Raw genomic sequence first — 21203 nt, 5'->3', positions numbered from 1 at the left:
GGAGATATTCACTACTATACCCTTTCATTGCCCAAATATTATTTTCCGAATTGATTACTATCATTTTTATCACACATTAAAAATAGTGTCAACTTATATTTCGAATTTTTATGTATTACAATCTATTTAAAAATTCGAAATATAAGTTTTAGTTTAGAAAACAAGTAGCTTAGTACATAACGAATTCTAACAGGCAATAGAAAAAGAATTACGTATTATTGATACTTATTCAATAATACAAATCATCTAGAAACATAACCTGTCTCTCTGTATTCATTTTTTAAGAGTTTGATGGATACCAAGAAAATTTCGCATCACTATCCAGTGGTCTATTTTTTGTTTCTTCTTTAATTACACGAAACCAGTCATTTAGAATTTGAGTTTTGGGCAATTGAGCAGCAAGGCTATCTTCCCAAATTATATGTGAGAACCAGGCTTTCGTTTCCCATTCAAACTGCAATTGTGCGAACGAAATTATAGGGTGATCAGCTCCACGAAATTGCTCATTTACTGCATTTGAAACTTCTGGAGCTTGCGGTAACAACTCGTTCTGAATTCTATTTCTTATCGTCTCATTTTCTAGCTGATCCCAGAAATACAATTGCCCATTTATTTGATAAAAAATATCAAATGAAGCCTCACCTTTCTTCAAATTCAATAACACGAAGGCACGTTCCACATCATTATCAGCCGCTTTTACAGCATTAACAATTATATTTTGTGCCATTGATACCCAGTAACTAGTCGCTTCCTCTACCGGTGATTCAACATACAATTCTTCACTTAATTCATGAAGAGTAGCTTCTTGCTCATTTACTTTTTCAACTTTTTTAAAAAACCTATTAAAAAAACCCATAACTTCCCCCTTATTACTATTTTCTATTTCACAAAATAAAAAATAGATTTTTCTTGCTCATCCACATTTACTCCTGGCGCGTATGTATGAACTTGTTGCAACACTTCTTCTATTAGCAACTCTAACTCCTGCACACTTTTTTCTGGATTCCCTATTAATGTGTCCGCCATACGTTCATATAATTTTTCAGGTTTAATAGTCATTCGTTCCACATTATTAGGCATCCATTTAAACGCTGGATGATGTACGTACATTTTATTCAAACCAAATAAAACACCGAATACGTTCCTTTGTACTTCGCAAATAACGTCATAAAGCATAAGCCAATCTTTCCGTTTTAAAAGCGCCTTTCGATTGTGCCAACGATTACTTAACCATAGATTTTCTGAAATCATCAGTTTTGCTAGTTCATCTGGATATGCCGCTACTTTTTCTTTTAATTCATTCACTTTCCCTTCTCCATACAAACTAACACCATCATGAATGGATGATACAATACATTGTTTTTCATAATTTATATCATATTGATCCACCACATCCGAAATTACTTTCTCTACTGTCTCTGTTAAAAAGTTACTAATCTCTAATTTAATTCCCTCTTTCGTTAAATACGTTTCCGACCATTCTTCTTCCTCATACGGATGATACGATAATATTTTCCCATCAATATGATAAATAGGGGCCCTACGATCCTCATCTTCTGGCGGTGTTGACCATAAAATATGTAATTCTATATCTGAATGTTCATCTTCAAGCTTTCTAGCTACTGAACCCGCTAAAATAATAGCTTCTACTTTCGGATTTTGCCTATAAATCTCTGACATCTCTATCGCTCTCTCTTTTAATCCCATTTCATTTCCCCCTAAAATTGCAGTAATCCCCTATATTTCATTTATCTATTTCGATATTACAGCTTGCATTACCTTTTCAAATTCCTACTTAATCATATTTCTATCCAATAGCGCTGAATAACTTCACCAGTACGAGAAGAAACTACTTCATTTTCTAACACACCTCCAACCTTTTGAATCGTTTTAGCAGAACCGATATTGGATTTATCGCAAGTTATTAATACTTTCTGCAATCCTAATTTTTGCGCTTCAGCTAATGCAAGTTGTAGTTGTTTCGTAGCGTAACCGTGGCGACGTTTATTCGGATGGACACTATATCCAATATGACCGCTTTCCCGTAATAATTCTGGATTTAATCTATGTCTAATATTCACAAAACCTATAAGTTCCCCTTTTTCAAAACTTAAAAACTGACTAGATGGCACTCGATTAGCTAGTAAATTTTCTCCTAGTTCTTGTTTACTCACTTTTTCAAACCATTCATCAAGAGAATCAAAGTTTTGTAAAGAACTACTTCCATGTGGTTGTTCCCCTGAGTGTAAAAACGCTTGTCTATACGCCGTAATACGCTCACTATATTCATGGATTGGTTTTAATAGTTTCATTGTTCTTCTCCCCCTCTTCATTCCATAAAACAAACACCTTAATAGCAGCTATTCACTATTAAGATGTTTCTATCCTTTTTATTCAAATAACCCCATGCTCAAATAACGTTCACCTGTATCAGGCGCAATACATAAAACTTTTTTACCAACGCCTAGACGTTTCGCTATCATGATTGCAGCGTAAACAGATGCTCCAGAAGATGGCCCAACTAATAATCCTTCTTGTCTAGCTAAGTTTCTCATTGTCGTTAAAGCCTCTTCGTCTGCAATTTGAATAATTTCGTTATACACTTCTGTATTTAAGTTTTTCGGAATAAATCCTGGGCTTGTTCCTACTAGTTTATGAGGACCTGGTACACCACCGGATAAAACGGGAGATCCTTTCGGTTCCACTACTGCAATATATAAGTTTGGCAATTTCTCTTTTAACGTTTCACCAGTCCCTGTAATCGTTCCGCCTGTTCCTGCCGTTGCAACAAAAGCATCAAGCTCTCCATCCATTTGTTCGTAAATTTCAAGTGCAGTCGTATAACGGTGAATATTCGGATTAGCTGGATTTTCAAATTGTTGCGGGATAAAACTATTCGGTATTTGTTTTTGCAGTTCTAACGCCTTCGCAATTGCTCCTGGCATTCTTTGTTCTGCTGGTGTTAAAACTACTTCTGCCCCGTATGCTTTCAATAAATTAATACGCTCTTTTGACATATTGTCTGGCATAATTAAAATCGCTTTATACCCTTTAGCTGCTGCGTTCATCGCTAAACCAATTCCTGTATTCCCGCTTGTCGGTTCAATAATTGTATCCCCTGGTTTAATGAGACCATTTTCTTCTGCAACGTGAAGTAAATTATAAGCAGCACGGTCTTTCACACTACGTGATGGATTAAACATTTCTAGTTTCACATACACGTCCGCTGCGTCTTCCGGAATAAATTTAGATAATCGGACGACAGGTGTATCTCCTATTAATTCTGTTACGTTTTCACATAATTTCATAGTGCATCCCCTATTCTATCGTTTTCTTATCACTTGGTAATAACCATGAAGTAAGTCCAATTAACGGTAAACAACTACATAATATCATAATGAACTGAAGGCTATATATATCAGCTAACTTTCCTAGTACTACAGCACCTAGAGCACCAAGGCCGAACGCAAGACCTACAATTAGACCTGATACCATCCCTACTTTTCCCGGAACAAGCTCTTGCGCGTATACAACAATTACACTAAAACTACTTGAACTAATAAAACCGATACATAAAAATAAAGGTACGACCCACACAAGTGAGACATGTGGTAATAACAGCGCAAGTGGCGCTGAACCTAACATTGAAAATACGATGATGTTTTTCTTACCAAATCGATCTGCTAACGGTCCCCCGAAGAAAGTGCCTAACACACCAGCAATCATAAATGCGAATACGAAATACTGGGCATTTTTTATAGATAAACCATAATGCTCAATTAAGTAAAATTGATAGAAATTCCCGATACCGGCACCGTACCAAGAGCGCACAAAAGTAAGAAAAACAAGAAGTATAATAACAAATTTAATGTGTGTACTTACAATTGCATTTTCCGCCTCAAGCGCAGCTCTCTTCTTCCTTCTTACAGCGCCGGTTGCTAATTCATTTTTGTACCAATTCGATACGAAAATTAATAATGCAATTCCTACTGCTGCAAATGCTGTAAAACCTAATGAACCAATTTGACCGAGTGGAACGAAAATTAGCGCTGTAAAAATAGGAGCTAAAGAATTCCCCGTGTTTCCCCCAACTTGATAAATCGCTTGCGCTAACCCTCGTTTTGCACCTGCCGCCATATAGGCAACACGAGCGCCTTCTGGATGAAAGACTGCGGAACCTAAGCCAATAAATAAAACAGAAATAATAACAATAATAAAGTTTGGTGCAAACGCGAGTCCAATCATTCCAAGCATACTTGAAAACATACCGAGTGGTAATAAAAATGGTGACGGCTTCTTATCTGAATACATACCAAACACCGGTTGCATAATCGATGACGTCATATTTAACGCAAACGCAATCCACCCTACTTGCATATAGGATAAATTCATCGTTTTTTCCAAAATAGGAAACAACGCCGGCACAACTGCTTGCATCGAATCATTTAAAAAATGTCCGAAACTAATCGCAAATAATATTCGATATATTGTCGGTGTTTCTACTGTGTTTTTTTGTGAAACTGCCTGCATATGTGAATCGCTCCTTTCTGTACAAAATATATATTTATTACAGTAGGTGTAATAAATTCTGACTTTTGAAACATTTCTATTCTATACTGCTTTCATTTCTTTTTCCAGAAATATAACTTAACTCCCATCATTGACTTGCATCCTTGTAACTTTCAGCAGTAAAACATTATAGAAAAAGGCAACCCAATCACAAACTGGGTTGCCTCTTACATTAAATTGCAAAACGCTTATACTTCTCATAATCGCTCGTCTTACATTCCACTTCTAGTTTCGTACCTTCATTTTCATAACTCGTTGATAAAACGTGCGCATGATTATTGAAATACGCAACTACCTGTCCGTGATCATACGGAATTAACATTTCACATTTCGTATATTCTTTATAAATATGGGAACGAATCATTTCTACAAGCTCTTCAATTCCAACATGTTTCTTCGCAGATAAATACACGCGGTCTTCTTGTACTTTCGGAATTTCAACATCCACCATATCTGATTTGTTATAAGCATAGATCGTTGGAATATTTTCTACTCCAATTTTCTTTAACGTTTCATTTGTAATATCAATTAATTGTTCATAATTTGGATTTGCGTAATCTACGACGTGAATAAGTAAATCTGCTTCCGCTACTTCTTCTAACGTTGAACGGAACGCCTTCACAAGATGATGTGGTAATTTACTTACAAATCCAACTGTATCTGTTAATAAAAATGATTTATTATCTGGCAAATCAATATTTCGTACAGATGTTTCTAACGTCGCAAATAACATATCTTTTTCAAATACTTGTTTTTCTTCTGTACCATTATAAATTTCAAGCATTGCATTCATCGTCGTTGACTTTCCTGCATTCGTATAACCTACTAATGCTACAACAGGTATTTCATTTTTCTTACGTTGCTTTCGCTGCGTTTGACGCTGGGCAACGAGCGCTTCTAAATCTTTATTCAAAACTGAAATTTGTTCTTCAATTTTACGACGGTCTAACTCTAACTTCTTCTCACCGACACCTTTATTTTTCGTACCAACGCCGCCGCTCTGTCTCCCTAACGATTCACGAAGACCAATTAAACGAGGCATCATGTACTGAAGGTGTGCTACTTCTACTTGCAGCTGTGCTTCTTTCGTTTTCGCACGTTGCGCAAAAATATCTAAAATTAAAATGGTACGATCAATCACCTTACAATCTAAATCCTCTTCTAAATTTCGAATTTGTGAAGGAGATAATTCATCATTAAAGATGACCATATTCGCATCTATTTCTTGTACATACGCTGCTACTTCTTCAATCTTTCCTTTTCCGATATAATGCGATGGATTTACTCGTTGTAAATTTTGCGTTACTTGCCCAATTACCTCTACATCACAAGCTTCCGCAAGATTTGTTAACTCTTCCATCGAATATGCAAAATCATCTTCATTACCTACATTTACTCCAACTAAAACTGCTCTTTGTAATACTTCTTCCATATATTTATTCCTCCATTTCGATTACGTAAAATAAAAAACACAGGTCGCTGCCTGTGTTTTCGTAAACGGATAAGGGTTCACCAAAGAAATAGAAGAAAGCTATGCTTTCATCCTATTTTATAGTCAAAAAGTCCCAAGATCGTATACGTATACACAATAAGCGTTCACCTATACAATCCCATTCTATTTATAAAGGCAAAACAAAAAGAGGGCGTATTCGTCCCTCCCTCTTTTTCACATATAAGCTTAATAAAGGGTTCCTTTAAAATAGGCAGACCAATCCCGTTCACTCTGTACACAGACAGAGCCTTTGAGCGCTATTCAATTATTGGCACAAAGTATTGAGACGTAATCTGATTAAGATCAAAGGAAGCCCCTCCGTTCATTTTAAGTTACATAAAGTGTAGCATAAGTAATTCGCTTTCACAAGGTTTAACAACCTATATCACACTAAAGAAAATCGTTATTTTTTTACTTTAATCGTCATTTTTTGCGAGTTTTTCTCACAATAAAAATAACAAAAGCAATTATCAATTTTAGAAACTTCTCGTATATTATTTTTACAGCACTCGCCAAATTCCTTCATAGTAAGTTAAGTATTATCGTTTTAATACAACAAAAATCTATATTGACATTTTTATAACCTAATATTAGTATCAGGTTATAAAAATAAAAATTAGGAGATGTTCCTATGCATTCTAAATCTCGTATTACTGCAATTGGTACTTATGTTCCAGATCAAATATTGTCTAATAACGATTTAGAAAAGATGGTCCATACGAATGATGAATGGATTGTACAAAGAACAGGAATGAAGGAAAGAAGAATCGCTAGCGAAGAAGAATATTCCTCAAACTTAGCCATTAAAGCAATTAAAAATTTATGTACAACATATAAGAAAAACTTAGAAGATGTCGACTGTATCATTGTCGCTACTACTACTGCTGATTACGTTTTCCCTAGTGTTGCTTGCCAAATACAACAATACTTCAACATACCTCATACACTAGCTTTTGATTTAAATGCAACTTGTGCTGGTTTTACATATGGACTACACGTCGGTAATAGCTTAATCACTTCTGGATCACATGAAAAAATACTTGTCGTAGCGACAGAGACATTATCTAAAGTTACTGATTATACCGATAGAACGACCTGTATTTTATTCGGTGATGGTGCTGGAGCTATTTTATTAGAAAGAGATGAAGACACCCCAAGCTTTATCGCTGCTCACATGGGAACAAACGGTGATGGCGGCATTCATCTATATAGAACAAACTTATCTACTACTATGAATGGCACACCACTGCAAACAAATGAAAAAATCGTTCAAAATGGAAGAGAAGTATATAAATGGGCAACACGAACAGTGCCAAAAGGCATAAAAAATTTATTACATAACGCAAATATGCAAGGGGATGATATAGACTGGTTCATACCCCACAGCGCTAACTTACGAATGATTGAATCTATTTGCGAAAAATCTCAAATTCCAATACAAAAAACATTAACGAGCGTGGAATATATGGGGAATACCTCTTCAGTCACCATTCCACTCGCTCTAGATTTAGCTATAAAAGAAGGAAAGTTAAATAATGGAGACACACTTTTACTATACGGATTCGGTGGTGGTCTTACACATTTAGGGCTTATTGTAGAGTGGAATTTAATTTAAGTGTATAAAAAGAGGCTCTAGTCAGTAACTAGAACCTCTTTTTCATTTAATTTCTTGCCCCTTTTCGAGACCATATCACAACAGGAATAAGTAATAACGCTAACACGCCTCCAGCCAATGACAATGCCGCATAACTTGAATTCGCTACTACCATACCTGACATCGCTCCACCAGAAGCTCCAGCTAGCGCAATAAAAACATCTATTTTCCCTTGTGTTTTAGCACGTGTAGACGGTGTTGTGGAATCAACGATTTGTGCTGTACCACTAATCAATCCGAGGTTCCATCCTAGCCCAAGTAAAGACAGAGCAACGATTAATAGTAATAAAGAATCACTTGGCGCTATCGCAGCTATGACACCCGCTGCAAGTAAAATCACTCCACCAGCTATGCTCATTGTAGTTCGGCCAATTTTATCAATTAACATTCCTGTAACGAGAGATGGAAGATACATTGCACCTACATGAAAACCTATCACAAGTCCTACTGCACTTAAACCGTGACCGTGGTGTCCCATATGAACTGGCGTCATCGTCATAATCGCAACCATCACGATTTGCGTAAGTATCATTACGATTGCTCCAACTGTAATACCTCGTTTATTTTCTTTCGCTTCGTCTGTTATTGGTTGTCCTTTATATGTATGTTCCTGTTTATATCTTTCTATTATGTTAGCAATAATTAACGGATCTGGACGAAGCATAACAAAAAGAACTAGACCCGCCAGTATAAATGCTGCTGCCGATAGTATGAACGGACCTGCAAGTTTAGGAACTCCAATTGAATGCGCAAAACTACCCATTACTCCTACTAAATTTGGTCCTGCAACTGCACCGAAAGTCGTCATTACCATCGTAATACTAACAGCCGTTGCTCTCTGCTTCTTATCTGCTAAATCTGTACCTGCATAACGAGCTTGTAGATTCGTGGCTGTACCGGCACCATATATGAGTAAAGAAATAAGTAAAAGAATAATGCTATTCGTTAAAGCTGCCATTACAACACCAATTGCTCCAAATCCACCTACTATAAACCCTGTTGCAAGACCTATCCGGCGTCCATATCGTTGCGAAAGCTTCCCTACTATGAAAGCTGCTAATGCCGATCCCAATGTAAACATAGCAGTTGGTAATCCTGCAAATGCATCTGTTCCAAGCATTTGCTGCGCAAGAAGTGCTCCCACTGTAATACCAGCAGCTAGTCCTGCACCGCCAAACATTTGTGAAATGCTGACGATTATTAACGTTCGTTTGTATAGTTTTTGTTGCTCTTCTTCTGTGTACACATGATTATCTATTAAAGCCCCTGCCTTATCTAGCAATTCCCCATCCTCCTTTTAAAATTAATCCCCCTTGTTAATGTACTATGTATAACGTTACATATTCAATGGCATTTTCCATTCATCCCTTTCATTCTAAAAAACTTTCTAATCATACTCGACTTATCCCATGCTATATTAAAAATACTACTATTCACAATATGCAAGGAGAAAACAATGAAAAAACAGGCTAATAGCAGCCTGTTTCCCTTTACACTTCTTCTACTATCCTTCCCCTTCTCTTTTTACTCAAAGCTCTTCCTTCCCAAAACAACAAACTTACGAAAGCACAAATTAAAATAATTGGCACACTTGCTTTATATAAATCTGTAAAACTCATTGCCATCTGATTCTTGGCATAATGATTCACATCATTCGAAAATGTGAGTACCTCTTTCTTTATACTTTCCTCTTGTTTTTCAACTTCTTTTGTTACTTGCCTCATAACTTCTTCTCTTTTTACATCCCTATATTCTACTGGAACTTTTCTTAATATTTCATCCGTCTTGTCGCGAATCAATTCTTCCTTTTTCTCTTTACTTAATCCCATTGTCATTGCATTTTGTTTCTTATTTATATTCGACTCTAAACTTTGATTCTCTATTTTTTCTTTAGTCATTTGTAAAATTTCAGTTTGCTCAGTACTATTCACATGAATATTCCGCACCTTTTCTTCTGCATAATGATATACTTTTTCTTTATTTATAGTTAAATTATGAGTTAAGTTAGAGACAAATATTGCGACCGCCAATACAATTCCAACCTGTCGTAACATTGATACAACACTTTGAGAAGCAGTTAATAATTCTCCTTCAAACGAAGACGCACTTAAAACTGTAATTGGCCCCACTACTAAGCCATATCCGACACCTAATATCATACATGGAATAATAATTTCTATATTTGTTGAATGAACATCAATCATTTGCAACCAATAGTAGGAAAGCCCCATAACAAGAAATCCTGACAAAATAATAGTTACTTTTCCGAGTTTTTTAATTAAAGTTGCTGCAACTGGTGAGACAAAAAATATCATCGCTGAAATAGGTGTCACTAAAAAAGCCGCTTCAATTTCCGTTCGACCTTGTAGTTTCGTCAAGAACGTTGGAAGCAATACAGTAACTCCAATTAAAAATAAATTACTCAATATAACAACGATTGACGCTCCGACAAACATTCGATCTTGAAATAACTTTAAATTCACCATTGGGTTATGAATCTTTCGTTCTACTAAAATAAATAGAATAAGAGAAATAGTGCTAATTGCATAACAAGACAAAGCAATATTACTTTGCCATCCCCATGTATTACCTTTTACTAATATGAGAGTAAATGAAAAAATTGCTGTGCTACTTAATAGTAGTCCTATCCAATCTATTTTTGAGATAATACGTTCTTCATTTTTTATTTGTAGCATGATGCAACATAACACGATTCCTATTATACAAACCGGAACATTAACGAAGAACACCCATCTCCATCCTAAATTTTGCGTAATAATTCCACCTATTACTGGCCCCATAGCAGCTGACAATCCTTGTGTTACTCCTAAAATTGCAAGTGCAACATGCCTTTTAGCTAACGGCATAGCTGATACACCAATTACCATACTTGTTGGAAATAAAATTGCTGCCCCAATACTTTGTATAAAACGAGAAAAAATAAGAAAATCACCTGTATTAGCAAAAGCGCAAAGTACCGATCCACCCCCAAAAATCACCAGACCAAGAATATACATCTTTGCTTTTCCAAAGATATCAGCTATCCGCCCTAACGGAATGGCAAGTACTGCAATCGTCATTGTATAAACATTTAATACCCAAGACATCTTTTCTAATGAAGTATTTACACTCGATTGTATTGCCGGTAAAGCTATATTCATAATTGTCGTATCAATCATACAAAGAAAGATACCTAGACACATTAAAAAGACAATCTTAATACCCTTTGATTGCTCCATCTTTATATACCCCTTTATTTATTGTGAATGCGTTTTTCATTCTTCTGTTTTATTGTTTTCTTTCGCCTCTAACTCTTCTAATTTTTTCTTCAAAGTCTCCACTTGTGCACTATACGATGCAATACCTACATCTAGTGAAATTTCTTCGACGAAAGTAATACCTACTCTCCACTTTTCATATTTCAATCGAAGATCTGCAATGTACGCTTCTTTTCTTTCAATTTCATCTTTAATCCATTTTTTTATTGTTACATCATCACTATAGTTGCCAAAATACATTCTCATTAAAAAATCCGAACGTAAAACATCCTTCTCTATAGGCGTCTGCATGTATTGATAAAACTCTTCACGTCCTTCATCCGTAATAAAGTACATTTTCTTATTTGGCTTCCCCTCTTGCATGACAACCTCTTTTTTTATTTTCCCTTCATTCTCCAATTGTCGTAACGTTGGATAAATCATTCCAAAACTTCCATCAAAAAAATGAGTAAATACGTCTTCAAACACAATTTTAATATCGTAACCAGACAATTCCTTTTCCATTAATAAACCTAAAACAACATCTCTTCCCTTCAAAGTAAAACCCCCACATAGTATATAATCAATAATCATATTAACATTGTTAATATGATTATTGATTATATACCTTATTCTGTTAATTGTAAAATGTTTCTAAATAAAAAAGCCCCATAATTTGGTTTCACCAATTCACAGGGCCATTTTCTTATTTACTCTTTAACACCTACACCTTGCAAAACTTCAATATCCTCTTTCATTTCATAATAATAAGAAGGCAATTCTATACCATGTTCTAAGAAATAATCCTCAATGAATGAAATAATAATTTTTAACGTTTTCACACGAGCATACAATTTATCGTTACTTTCAATAATATGCCACTTTGCATTTGGCTTACTTGTTTTTTCAAACATGTCTTCCATTGCTTCAACATACTCATCCCATTTTTCACGATTACGCCAATCTTCGTCTGTAATTTTCCATCTTTTCAAAGGATTTTTCTCTCTATCTTTGAATCTCTTTAACTGTTCCTCTTTACTTATATGGTAGAAGAACTTCCCTATTATGTAATGGTCATCTGTTAGTAGTTTTTCAAAATCATTAATCTCATCATATGCTCTCATCCACTCTTCCTTTGTAGCAAATCCTTCAACACGCTCAACTAACACACGACCGTACCATGAGCGATCAAAAATGGTGATTTGCCCGTACTGTGGAATTTTGCGCCAGAAACGTTGCAAATAATGGTAACGTTTCTCATGAGGTGCAGGCGCTCCAATTGGATTTACTTGGAACCCACGCGGGTCAAGATGTTCCGTCACCCGCTTAATTGCCCCACCTTTACCAGCCGCATCCCATCCTTCCATAACAAGCATAACCGCGATTTTTTCTTCTTTCAAAATTTGCTGTAATGCTAATAAGCGCCTTTGATATTTTTCTAATTTCTTATTGTACTTAGATTTTGATTCAATTTTTTTCGTTAAGTCTACTTTAGCAAGATGTCCATTTTCCATAAAACAAATCCCCCTTGTTGTATGACAATGTTATTTTAACATATTTTTGGTAATTTTTTCATATCCTAAAAAAACTGTGTAGAAACATCTCTACACAGCTTCCTTCTCTAATTTCACATATATAAGCACATTTAACTACATTAAAATAAATAATTTATACTGAACTCTTAGTATATTCTTTTTATTAAAACGTAAAAATAGTCCTTTTAAAAAGGGCAGCAATCTAAGTATAGAAAAACAAATTTATTCTTTTTTACTACATACGTAATTATGCCGGCTATAAGAGTATTGAATAAGATATTGATTCACTACTCTTATAGCCACTTTACATTATATGGTATATTTACTCGTAAAAAGAAGATAATAACAAGTAAATCCATTAAAGAATGGGAGCTCTAAAAAAATGAAACGAAAAATATTAACTCTCTTTACACTTTTATGCTTAGCACTACCAATACAAGCTAGTGCTTACACATTTCAGTCACTACCGATTGCGTCAAAGTCTAAACAATGGTATGTCGAAATTGATAAATCTCATAACTCAAACAAGCAAGCAATCCAGCCAAAGCAAGGTGTATTTGATACGTATAGTTTACTCGTAAAAAACATCGGTCATGATGTATCAAACGTATCTGTGGAAATACTTGATAACAACCCTACCTCTAAAGCTACCTTTAAACCTACTACACCTAATGAAAATATTTCTAAAAGTCATACAAGCTTTGACTACATGGTATTCCCATTAGACTTTAATAGTCATAATTTTAAAGTTGTAATCACTTGGGAAGAAAAGAATTTCTCTTACAATGGCCATCCGGTAAATGAAGGTAAAAAAATGAAACAAACATTTGTATTTAATGAAGACTAAGTCCTAATTTCTTTAGGGCTTAGTCTTTCTTATGGATACCAATCGATACAGCACTAAAGCTTCCTATGCAAGATTGGTTTAAAGAAAGATTCCCATTATTTTTTGAAAAAGGCACCTTTGAAATTCAACGTGTTTGGGATAATGAGCTAGATAAACAAGTTGCTATAACAATTACACATACGTAAAAAAGCTTGGAATCTCTCCAAGCTTTTCTTACTTCTCCTGTACTTTCTTAATCTTATAATCAATTTCTAAAAACTTAACTCCAAATATCCACATTCTATGATTAGCTTCTAGTATGTGATCCGTGCGCTCTTTTATAATAAAAGTCTCTGCTAACGGTAAACGGATTGTCAAGAACCGAGTATGTAAATAAATCCCCTCATCTCCCTGACCATTTTCTCTTAACTTACTAGTAATAATTAAATCATGACTATCATTATATAGTTTCAAAATACCAGTCATATTCGAATAAGGTAAAGGTAAGGCGATATTCATATATGTCTCATTCTTATTTGTATGCTTTGAATAAAGAGCTACAAAAATAGATTTACCTGCTTCATTTTTTCTTAGCCAAGCCCTTACATTCTCTCTTCCATCTTTCTCATCTATGACACTAATGATAGAGCCATGCATCGTTTCCCAATTGCCGCCCATTCCTAAATGTATTTGTTCTACACGCTTACTCATTTTCTCATAGCAAAGTGCGAACGGACGGAACCAACGAGCCCATTTAATATTCGATTGCAATTCATACTCTACTGTATTTTCATAAAAATGAATAATACTTAAAGGAACCTTCGTCACATCAAATGCCTCACTATGAAAGTCATTTACTTTATCAACTAAACCGTTGTATTCCTTACTGTCTACTAAATTGCTGCTATATAAATAAGCCTCACCAATTGCCACATTTCCTCTTAACTTACTCATTGGTTTCCCATAGTATTTATAATTCGGAACACTCTTTTCAATCACCCAGCCGATAAATGCCGGTAACGCTACTCCAATTCCGTTGACAACACCATGAATCCAAACCATTTGAGCAATTGTAATCGTCAAGACATGCTTCAAATTCCCGTATGAATATATAAGTGAGAACATAATTGTAACCATGAGTGTACTAGACGAAACGATTAGAAGAATCTTTGCACTGATAGCATTAAATTTTGCTCTCCAAACGTAAAATCCATACCCATAAATCGCACATAAATATAGGAACACTGCAAAAAATTCAAATATTCTTGAGTATGTAATTCCTATTGCAACTGTCATAGGTGAAATCATGATGATAAACATAATAACATCATACACTTCACTTCTCTTTTCTCTTTTTCTCCCTATTAAACCAGCTGATAATGGCAATAGAAACGCCGAGTAATGAAAATGTGCAGCTGTGAGTAAAACAATGTCAGAGCTAAAATGCATAATTGAAAGTTTTGCTACTGAAGCAGAAAACCAAAAACCACCTAAAAACAAATAAATAAACGCACTATCTATGGCGATCTCTTCTAACGGCTTCCATCCTCTTTCTAGCAATCTACTTACACCAAATAACGCAACAATTCCTGTATATACAAACCAAACTAGCGCAAATACATATTGATTTGTGACGAAAGCTAGCATTGCACAAATTGCTGCGATTGGATATAAAAATGATACGGATTTATAAAATAATAATTGCGATCCATCTCTTTTTCTTTTATCAATAATACAAAATGACATTGGTATAAATAATAAAACAGATAATAATATAATTGCTTCAACAGGATTTATATTCGACCACTCACATATTAGAAAAACAACATAGCAAGCAAGCCCAAATATTATATTTTTCATATCGTTTATTCCCTTTCCACAAATGTTCCCTTATATGAAAAAAGTGAACCAATTAACGGGTTTCGTACTTGTACATGAATTCGAAAACACTGAAGTGTTTCATCATAACTTTCAACAATTTTTGCCTCACCATACAAAAATTTTGGTAACGGCATTTTTCTTCCAAACATATAAAACCATTGTTTCTTTGAAGAAATATGCATTGCCCCTAACTCATCGATATGAAAATGCAGTGTAGAAACGAGTAAATGTGGTTCGCCAAAATAATCTACAATTTCATTTTCATCAAGTTTCATTACCGCATTAAAATATCTTTTCTTATTATGAAAATAAAAAGTACGATTCCACCGCACAAGTTCATGTCCATGTTCATCACGCTCAGCGGTATTATGTATTGTAAATGGCACTCCCTTACCTCTCTCAGAGAAAAATATTCGAAACTTCGATGCAATTTTTAATATGAATTTTACGAAAAAAGAACCACCGTAAATTTCATCCATCTTTCCTTCTCCAGTAAAGCTATTTTCTTCTGTAATCTCATAACGTTTCTGTAATTTCGGATGAAGTTTTTTATAAGAATCCCCTAATAGTCTTTCGTAAATATTAGCCATACATTATCCCTTTCTCGTCCTCTTGCAATTTTTTGCACTTGGCAAATCGAAGCTATTTATATAACCGACAATTGATAACCCCATTAAAAGAACATTTAATGTAATCGGATTAAACGGTCCTGTAAAGCTTGCGATATTCGTAAATCCTGCCGCTAACGTTAAAACTAGTAATACAATAATATGCAGTATAAATAATTTTCGTTTTGTTAGTGGCAACAGCCATACGACACCAAAAATTATTTCTAACCCCCCAATTATTTTAAGTATACATACACTACTTTCATTTGAACCGATTAATAAAGAAAGCATCTTTACTTCTTCTGAATGAGTAAACAGTAGTTTTGGCACTATCCCTTGATATATCCATACAAAAGCAAATAAAGAACATACGAGCCAATACGTCATTGTTCTTCTAATTAGTAACCTAGGATGAAGCCCCTTTTCTAACCATAATTTTAAGGCATCAAAACTCCAAGCAGTCGCCCAACCTAATAACGGACGAAAAATATAGGAATCTATCACATTTCCTATACGACCAAATCTTGTATCATAATCATATTGTGTCTCAAAATGGATGTATTCTTTATTGGGCGTATACTTCCAATAACCACGTCCTATTTGAATAAGAGATAATGTATTATCCGTCCAAAATTTTAAAGAAGAAATTCTTTCACCAGTTTCTTTTCTTATTTCACCTATTGATTCCCCTTCTCCAACTATTTCAAGCCCAAATCCAATCTTTGTTTTATACAAAAACTTCTGTGGTTCTCCTTCTTTTTTCTCTAAATACGAAATTTCAGTAAAGCGAGCATCCCACTCTGTATGTATATCTGGTTCTTGCGTATATTCCCATAATTTTTCCATCGTCGTGTTCATTTTTGTCGCAACATAAATAGGCTGTTTCCTTTTCATTCTCCCCACCTCCTATGCACTATAAGTTTAATGTACATGCAATGAATTTATTTTGCTACATTTTTCACAAACTTCCTCAAAAAAAGAAAGAATTTTTAAAATATATATAAAACACTTGATTCCACGAAAAATTTAAATTATTATAAAACAAATGTTACCAACAACTTCATAAATCAAACACTCTCGCCTAAAACGTGAGATAGAGGTTGCGATACTTATGAGTATTCTAATGGAGACACAGAGATGTCTATGAACTTAGATGAAAGGAAGTATTGCCGAAATTGATAAATTTCTCTGCATTTATCAATTGGGGCTGTTTTCGAATAGAAACAGAACTGTCATATGTACAGACGTGTACGTATGAAGAGCTATCTACAAAAAAGAGATATCATTTTTTTATGATATTCCTTTTTTGGCGGTTTTTTTATTAGCTCCGTTTTCTGTTTCCCTTTTCCTGTAACAGCACCATCCTCACTTATTTGAGATGGTGTTTTTTGTTTGTCTTTCTGGTAACTACAGGAGTATTGGGATTTATATATTTCCTAATCTATTCTTAAAAATAGACGAAAGAAGGAATTTGTAATGGAAACAATTGTTCAAAAATTTGGTGGCACTTCTGTCGGAAGCGTCGAACGCATTCAACATGTAGCAAATTTAATTATTGAAGAATATGAACGAGGTCATAGCATTGTCTCTGTCGTTTCAGCAATGGGAAAAAGCACAGATGAACTTGTCGCACTCGCTAACGCTATCACAGAAAATCCAAGTAAACGTGAAATGGATATGCTTCTATCTACAGGAGAACAAGTAACTATTTCATTATTAACAATGGCACTGCAAGCAAAAGGCTATCATGCAATTTCATTAACAGGGTGGCAAGCAGGTATTACGACAGAATCTGTACATAGTAGTGCACGGATTACTGACATTCATACAGATCGTATTCAATCTTATCTTGCTGAAGGTACGATTGTTATCGTAGCTGGTTTCCAAGGTATAAGTGTAGAAAATGAAATTACAACGCTTGGCCGTGGTGGCTCTGATACGACTGCTGTCGCATTAGCTGCTGCACTTAAAGCAAAAAAATGTGATATTTATACGGATGTGACAGGTGTATATACGACGGACCCACGAGTTGTAAAAGATGCTTACAAATTAGACGAAATTTCTTATGACGAAATGTTAGAGCTTGCTAATCTCGGTGCTGGCGTATTACACCCGCGCGCTGTTGAGTTTGCTAAAAATCATAATGTAGTTTTAGAAGTTCGCTCAAGTATGGAACAAGAAAACGGAACAATTGTAAAAGGAGAATGTAACATGGAACAACAATCAATCGTTAAAGGTATTGCATTTGAGGATAACATTACACGTGTCACAATTAAAGGATTAGAACAAGGCTCGCTTTCAACAGTTTTCTCTACATTAGCAGCAGCACACATTAATGTGGATATCATCATTCAAAGTATTACAAATGAAGGAACTGTACACCTCTCCTTCTCCATTCATTCGAATGATTTAAGAGAAACTTTAGAAGTTTTGGAACAAAATCAAGAAACTCTTCACTATGAATCTGTAGAACATGAAAATCACTTAGCAAAAGTATCAATCGTAGGATCTGGCATGGTATCTAACCCAGGTGTCGCTGCAAATATGTTCACTACTTTAAAAGAAGAAGATATTCATATTAAAATGGTAAGTACATCAGAAATTAAAGTGTCTGTCGTTATTGACCGCCTTCATTTAGTAACAGGCGTTGAGGCGCTGCATCAATCATTTATGGCGAAAATTGAGCCTTTAGTGCAAATGAGCTAATCTGATATATTTAGTAATGCTAAAAAAATCATATTAATGTATTACCTTCCTATTAAATAAAAAGCTGTTCGTTAACACGATGCTATATGACATATTAAAAAACACCTTGTCACATTTTCCTATACTGTGACAAGGTGTTTTTGACTGAAAGGAATTTGTAACTACTTAGTAGTATAATTATGAGGATAATTAAATAATAGACTTTTATACATAAGGAGATAAGACTATGGCAAAAAACAAATTACTACGAATGGACAATGTCAGCATCGTTGTAGAATCCCTTGATAACGCAATCTCTTTCTTTGAGGAGATTGGCTTGAATCTCGAAGGTCGAGCCAATGTCGAAGGTGAATGGGCTGGTCGCGTAACTGGACTCGGTTCTCAGTGCGTAGAGATCGCTATGATGGTCACTCCAGATGGCCACAGCCGAATTGAACTTTCGCGATTTCTCACCCCACCTACTATATCAGATCACCGAAATGCTCCTGTAAACGCCCTCGGTTATCTACGCGTCATGTTCACCGTTGAAGACATTGACGAAATGGTATCGAGACTCACTAAGCATGGTGCAGAGCTCGTTGGTGAAGTAGTTCAGTATGAGAACTCGTATCGTCTCTGCTACATTCGTGGAGTCGAAGGAATTTTAATCGGTTTAGCGGAAGAACTCGGTAATAAATAAGTAATGTTTTATAAAAAAGAGGGAATAGCTCTATATTTAAGCTATTCCCTCACTTCTATTAAAACAGATGAATGTTTTCTTTTTTACAAGCTGCACGTAAATCGTCAGGCCATACAGAAGATTGAACTTCACCGATATGAGCTTTACGTAAGAAGTACATGCACATTCTTGATTGTCCAATACCACCGCCGATTGTTAATGGTAGTACGTCTTCTAGTATACCTTTATGGAAATCATACTCACGTTTGAAGTCTTCACCAGTTTTCGTTAACTGCTCATCAAGTGATTTACTATCAACACGAATTCCCATTGATGATAATTCAAATGAAGATTGTAGTACTGGGTGCCAGAATAAAATGTCACCGTTTAATTTCCAATCGTCATAATCAGCTGCGCGTCCGTCGTGCTTTTCACCTGAACGAAGTGCATCACCAATTCCGATAATGAAGACTGCACCATGTTCTTTCGCAATTGCATGTTCACGATCTTTCGGTGTTAATTCTGGATATTTATCTTCTAATTCTTGAGAAGTAACGAAAACAATTTCTTCCGGTAAATACTTTCCAAGGAACGGATATTTTTCAAATAAGTGATCTTCTAAATCTTTGAATATTCCATAAATTGTTTGTACTGTTTTTTGTAAGTAATCGACAGTACGCCATTCTTTTTGAACGATTTTTTCCCAATCCCATTGGTCAACGTAAATGGAATGCGTTGCATCAAGTTCTTCATCACGACGAATCGCGTTCATGTTTGTATATAAACCTTCACCAGCTTCATATCCATATTCATGTAATGCAAATCGTTTCCATTTCGCTAGTGAATGAACAATTTCTAATTCTTCTCCTGAATGTAACATATCAAATTCAATTGGACGTTCTACACCGTTTAGGTGATCGTTTAATCCTGATTTTTTCGTTACGAATAATGGTGCAGATACGCGGAATAGTTCAAGGCGTTTTGCTAATTGGTCCTCGAAAAATGTTTTAACTTCCTTAATTGCAATTTGAGTCTCTCTTACTGTCATTAATGATTGATACATGGTGGTTTCCTCCTAAAATGTTTGGATGTTGTGAAAAGAAGCCAACAAAAAAAGCCCTTCTTTCCCAAAAAACTGGGACGAAAGGCTTTGGTTCCGCGGTACCACCCAAATTAGCAACAGAGGTTGCTCACTTATACAATACGGAGATGAAATATCTCGATACTGTTCTTCTTGTAACGGCGAAGTTCCCGGCTAAGTCTACTTTCCTATAAAGGATTTCGGTTAGCAACTCCAGGAGGTTCTTCATAATAGGCTTCGTATCAGGCTCACACCACCCCTGACTCGCTTAAACTACGTCCTACTACTACTCGTCCTTTCATAGTCGTTTTGTTGTCACATCTCTGAAACATTTTATTAATGATTATTCTATACAAAAAATAAAGAAAGTCAACAAAAAGTTTTAAAATATTTTTCAATTCTTTATTTTACGGCTTTATTGATTGTTGTTAATTTAACATCTTTACTTTTTCTGCCTCGTCAATCCAAAAAATGTTTCACTGACCGAAACTAACGTATACACAATAATTAATGTGATCGTTCGGAATATAGAATCCGCAGTATTTCTTATTATTTTCATTTTCTTTATAATTCCTTTCAGTTTACTTGCAATTTCATGATATACTATAGCATTCAAGCAGTTTATTTTTACTTAAAGCAATCATAGTCATTTATAAAGAGTATTTTCTAAATCATTGACTATTATCAAATAAGATTTTTATATAACGGAGTGATCATATGAGTAAAACGAAAGCAAAACCGAAAAAAGGTGTAGGACAAGGTACAGGAAGTAAAGGATGGAACCGTTGGCAATCAAGTGCAAAGAAAAAGGCAGCTGCCAAACCATACAAAAGTAAAGGTACAAAGAAGTAATTTAAATAACATTTGATTTCTTTACTTTGTACAAAACAAAATATAATTATTACAACAAAAAAGCTATGCCCTCATAAATTTGAA

The 21203-nt window shown here is 35.0% G+C and carries 19 protein-coding genes, 1 pseudogene, 1 riboswitch and 2 other annotated features (1 of these 23 only partly in view); of the genes and pseudogenes, 6 read left to right on the top strand and 14 right to left on the bottom strand.

All coding sequences use genetic code 11. The features are described 5' to 3' along the window. Positions 1–37 (bottom strand) — a binding site (T-box leader); it reaches 186 nt to the left of the window's first position. Positions 38–280: 243 nt separating this feature from the next. The 6 genes from ES895_RS06685 to hflX all read right to left on the bottom strand — a co-directional run bounded on the left by ES895_RS06685 (position 281) and on the right by hflX (position 6001). Next, positions 281–856: a hypothetical protein gene (locus ES895_RS06685; RefSeq protein WP_000505544.1), complete on the bottom strand. Its 576-nt coding sequence runs from the start codon at positions 854–856 to the stop codon at positions 281–283. A 23-nt stretch (positions 857–879) separates the two neighbouring features. Continuing rightward, positions 880–1707: a DUF4037 domain-containing protein gene (locus ES895_RS06680; protein WP_000523213.1), complete on the bottom strand. Its 828-nt coding sequence runs from the start codon at positions 1705–1707 to the stop codon at positions 880–882. 92 nt (positions 1708–1799) lie between these two features. Continuing rightward, positions 1800–2312: a GNAT family N-acetyltransferase gene (locus ES895_RS06675; RefSeq protein WP_000771279.1), complete on the bottom strand. Its 513-nt coding sequence runs from the start codon at positions 2310–2312 to the stop codon at positions 1800–1802. Positions 2313–2390: 78 nt separating this feature from the next. Beyond that, on the bottom strand, positions 2391–3308 hold the full coding sequence (gene cysK / locus ES895_RS06670; RefSeq protein ID WP_000762273.1) for a cysteine synthase A: 918 nt from the start codon (positions 3306–3308) through the stop codon (positions 2391–2393). Positions 3309–3318: 10 nt separating this feature from the next. Then, positions 3319–4530: an MFS transporter gene (locus tag ES895_RS06665; protein ID WP_001149411.1), complete on the bottom strand. Its 1212-nt coding sequence runs from the start codon at positions 4528–4530 to the stop codon at positions 3319–3321. Positions 4531–4741: 211 nt separating this feature from the next. Beyond that, a complete protein-coding gene (gene hflX, locus ES895_RS06660; protein ID WP_065704389.1) occupies positions 4742–6001 on the bottom strand; it encodes a GTPase HflX in 1260 nt (419 codons plus the stop codon). A 691-nt stretch (positions 6002–6692) separates the two neighbouring features. Here hflX and ES895_RS06655 point away from each other — a divergent pair. After that, on the top strand, positions 6693–7676 hold the full coding sequence (locus ES895_RS06655; protein WP_000555756.1) for a ketoacyl-ACP synthase III: 984 nt from the start codon (positions 6693–6695) through the stop codon (positions 7674–7676). A 46-nt stretch (positions 7677–7722) separates the two neighbouring features. Here ES895_RS06655 and ES895_RS06650 read toward each other — a convergent pair whose 3' ends face one another. From ES895_RS06650 to ES895_RS06635, 4 genes are all read right to left on the bottom strand, one after another. After that, entirely contained in the window at positions 7723–8997 is a 1275-nt protein-coding gene (locus ES895_RS06650) for an MFS transporter (protein ID WP_000884510.1), read from the bottom strand. Between the two features lie 208 nt (positions 8998–9205). Beyond that, entirely contained in the window at positions 9206–10954 is a 1749-nt protein-coding gene (locus tag ES895_RS06645; RefSeq protein WP_000438113.1) for an MDR family MFS transporter, read from the bottom strand. 36 nt (positions 10955–10990) lie between these two features. Continuing rightward, positions 10991–11530 (bottom strand): PadR family transcriptional regulator, encoded by a 540-nt coding sequence (locus tag ES895_RS06640; protein WP_070757096.1) that lies wholly within the window; start codon positions 11528–11530, stop codon positions 10991–10993. A 152-nt stretch (positions 11531–11682) separates the two neighbouring features. Beyond that, entirely contained in the window at positions 11683–12486 is an 804-nt protein-coding gene (locus tag ES895_RS06635; RefSeq protein ID WP_000427320.1) for a polyphosphate kinase 2 family protein, read from the bottom strand. A 403-nt stretch (positions 12487–12889) separates the two neighbouring features. On the opposite strand from ES895_RS06635, the gene ES895_RS06630 reads away from it, so the two are divergent. Beyond that, positions 12890–13354 (top strand): hypothetical protein, encoded by a 465-nt coding sequence (locus ES895_RS06630; RefSeq protein WP_000823343.1) that lies wholly within the window; start codon positions 12890–12892, stop codon positions 13352–13354. 29 nt (positions 13355–13383) lie between these two features. Beyond that, positions 13384–13539 (top strand): annotated as a pseudogene (locus ES895_RS06625) (DNA mismatch repair protein MutT); the annotation flags it as partial. Between the two features lie 28 nt (positions 13540–13567). Here the strand turns inward: ES895_RS06625 and ES895_RS06620 are convergent. Genes ES895_RS06620 through ES895_RS06610 form a run of 3 tightly spaced genes read right to left on the bottom strand, consistent with a single transcriptional unit; the run spans position 13568 to position 16716 of the window. After that, positions 13568–15193, bottom strand: a complete 1626-nt coding sequence (locus tag ES895_RS06620; protein ID WP_070757097.1) for a YndJ family protein — start codon at positions 15191–15193, stop codon at positions 13568–13570. A gap of 5 nt (positions 15194–15198) precedes the next feature. After that, positions 15199–15804: a DUF4166 domain-containing protein gene (locus ES895_RS06615; RefSeq protein WP_087968088.1), complete on the bottom strand. Its 606-nt coding sequence runs from the start codon at positions 15802–15804 to the stop codon at positions 15199–15201. Between the two features lie 3 nt (positions 15805–15807). After that, positions 15808–16716, bottom strand: a complete 909-nt coding sequence (locus ES895_RS06610; RefSeq protein WP_000823949.1) for a DoxX-like family protein — start codon at positions 16714–16716, stop codon at positions 15808–15810. Between the two features lie 192 nt (positions 16717–16908). Further along, a riboswitch (Lysine riboswitch) is annotated at positions 16909–17095 on the top strand. A 203-nt stretch (positions 17096–17298) separates the two neighbouring features. Here ES895_RS06610 and ES895_RS06600 point away from each other — a divergent pair. Together ES895_RS06600 and ES895_RS06595 are read left to right on the top strand one after the other, a co-directional pair. Beyond that, on the top strand, positions 17299–18528 hold the full coding sequence (locus ES895_RS06600; RefSeq protein WP_000448032.1) for an aspartate kinase: 1230 nt from the start codon (positions 17299–17301) through the stop codon (positions 18526–18528). 226 nt (positions 18529–18754) lie between these two features. Next, positions 18755–19207 carry a VOC family protein gene (locus ES895_RS06595; protein WP_001107260.1) on the top strand — a complete coding sequence of 151 codons (453 nt, stop codon included), beginning with the start codon at positions 18755–18757 and terminating at the stop codon, positions 19205–19207. A gap of 58 nt (positions 19208–19265) precedes the next feature. On the opposite strand, the gene asnA is transcribed toward ES895_RS06595, so the two are convergent. After that, on the bottom strand, positions 19266–20249 hold the full coding sequence (gene asnA, locus ES895_RS06590) for an aspartate--ammonia ligase (RefSeq protein WP_000284914.1): 984 nt from the start codon (positions 20247–20249) through the stop codon (positions 19266–19268). A 70-nt stretch (positions 20250–20319) separates the two neighbouring features. Then, positions 20320–20578: a binding site (T-box leader), on the bottom strand. Between the two features lie 406 nt (positions 20579–20984). Here asnA and ES895_RS06580 point away from each other — a divergent pair. Beyond that, a complete protein-coding gene (locus ES895_RS06580) occupies positions 20985–21119 on the top strand; it encodes a DUF3934 domain-containing protein (protein WP_000047588.1) in 135 nt (44 codons plus the stop codon). The last annotated feature ends 84 nt before the right edge of the window (positions 21120–21203 follow it).

The organism is Bacillus sp. 007/AIA-02/001, assembly GCF_004634455.1.
Classification (GTDB): domain Bacteria; phylum Bacillota; class Bacilli; order Bacillales; family Bacillaceae_G; genus Bacillus_A; species Bacillus_A cereus.
The sequence above is the reverse complement of the archived record's forward strand: the minus strand, read 5'-3'. Positions and strand labels throughout refer to the sequence as shown.

What these genes read in the sequence shown, in the direction of transcription:
- hflX (WP_065704389.1), bottom strand. Translation starts at nt 6,001, where the DNA reads ATGGAAGAAGTATTACAAAGAGCAGTTTTAGTTGGAGTAAATGTAGGT.
- ES895_RS06635 (WP_000427320.1), bottom strand. Translation starts at nt 12,486, where the DNA reads ATGGAAAATGGACATCTTGCTAAAGTAGACTTAACGAAAAAAATTGAA.
- asnA (WP_000284914.1), bottom strand. Translation starts at nt 20,249, where the DNA reads ATGTATCAATCATTAATGACAGTAAGAGAGACTCAAATTGCAATTAAG.
- ES895_RS06600 (WP_000448032.1), top strand. Translation starts at nt 17,299, where the DNA reads ATGGAAACAATTGTTCAAAAATTTGGTGGCACTTCTGTCGGAAGCGTC.
- ES895_RS06685 (WP_000505544.1), bottom strand. Translation starts at nt 856, where the DNA reads ATGGGTTTTTTTAATAGGTTTTTTAAAAAAGTTGAAAAAGTAAATGAG.
- cysK (WP_000762273.1), bottom strand. Translation starts at nt 3,308, where the DNA reads ATGAAATTATGTGAAAACGTAACAGAATTAATAGGAGATACACCTGTC.
- ES895_RS06655 (WP_000555756.1), top strand. Translation starts at nt 6,693, where the DNA reads ATGCATTCTAAATCTCGTATTACTGCAATTGGTACTTATGTTCCAGAT.
- ES895_RS06675 (WP_000771279.1), bottom strand. Translation starts at nt 2,312, where the DNA reads ATGAAACTATTAAAACCAATCCATGAATATAGTGAGCGTATTACGGCG.
- ES895_RS06580 (WP_000047588.1), top strand. Translation starts at nt 20,985, where the DNA reads ATGAGTAAAACGAAAGCAAAACCGAAAAAAGGTGTAGGACAAGGTACA.
- ES895_RS06610 (WP_000823949.1), bottom strand. Translation starts at nt 16,716, where the DNA reads ATGAAAAGGAAACAGCCTATTTATGTTGCGACAAAAATGAACACGACG.
- ES895_RS06595 (WP_001107260.1), top strand. Translation starts at nt 18,755, where the DNA reads ATGGCAAAAAACAAATTACTACGAATGGACAATGTCAGCATCGTTGTA.
- ES895_RS06665 (WP_001149411.1), bottom strand. Translation starts at nt 4,530, where the DNA reads ATGCAGGCAGTTTCACAAAAAAACACAGTAGAAACACCGACAATATAT.
- ES895_RS06630 (WP_000823343.1), top strand. Translation starts at nt 12,890, where the DNA reads ATGAAACGAAAAATATTAACTCTCTTTACACTTTTATGCTTAGCACTA.
- ES895_RS06615 (WP_087968088.1), bottom strand. Translation starts at nt 15,804, where the DNA reads ATGGCTAATATTTACGAAAGACTATTAGGGGATTCTTATAAAAAACTT.
- ES895_RS06680 (WP_000523213.1), bottom strand. Translation starts at nt 1,707, where the DNA reads ATGGGATTAAAAGAGAGAGCGATAGAGATGTCAGAGATTTATAGGCAA.
- ES895_RS06645 (WP_000438113.1), bottom strand. Translation starts at nt 10,954, where the DNA reads ATGGAGCAATCAAAGGGTATTAAGATTGTCTTTTTAATGTGTCTAGGT.
- ES895_RS06620 (WP_070757097.1), bottom strand. Translation starts at nt 15,193, where the DNA reads ATGAAAAATATAATATTTGGGCTTGCTTGCTATGTTGTTTTTCTAATA.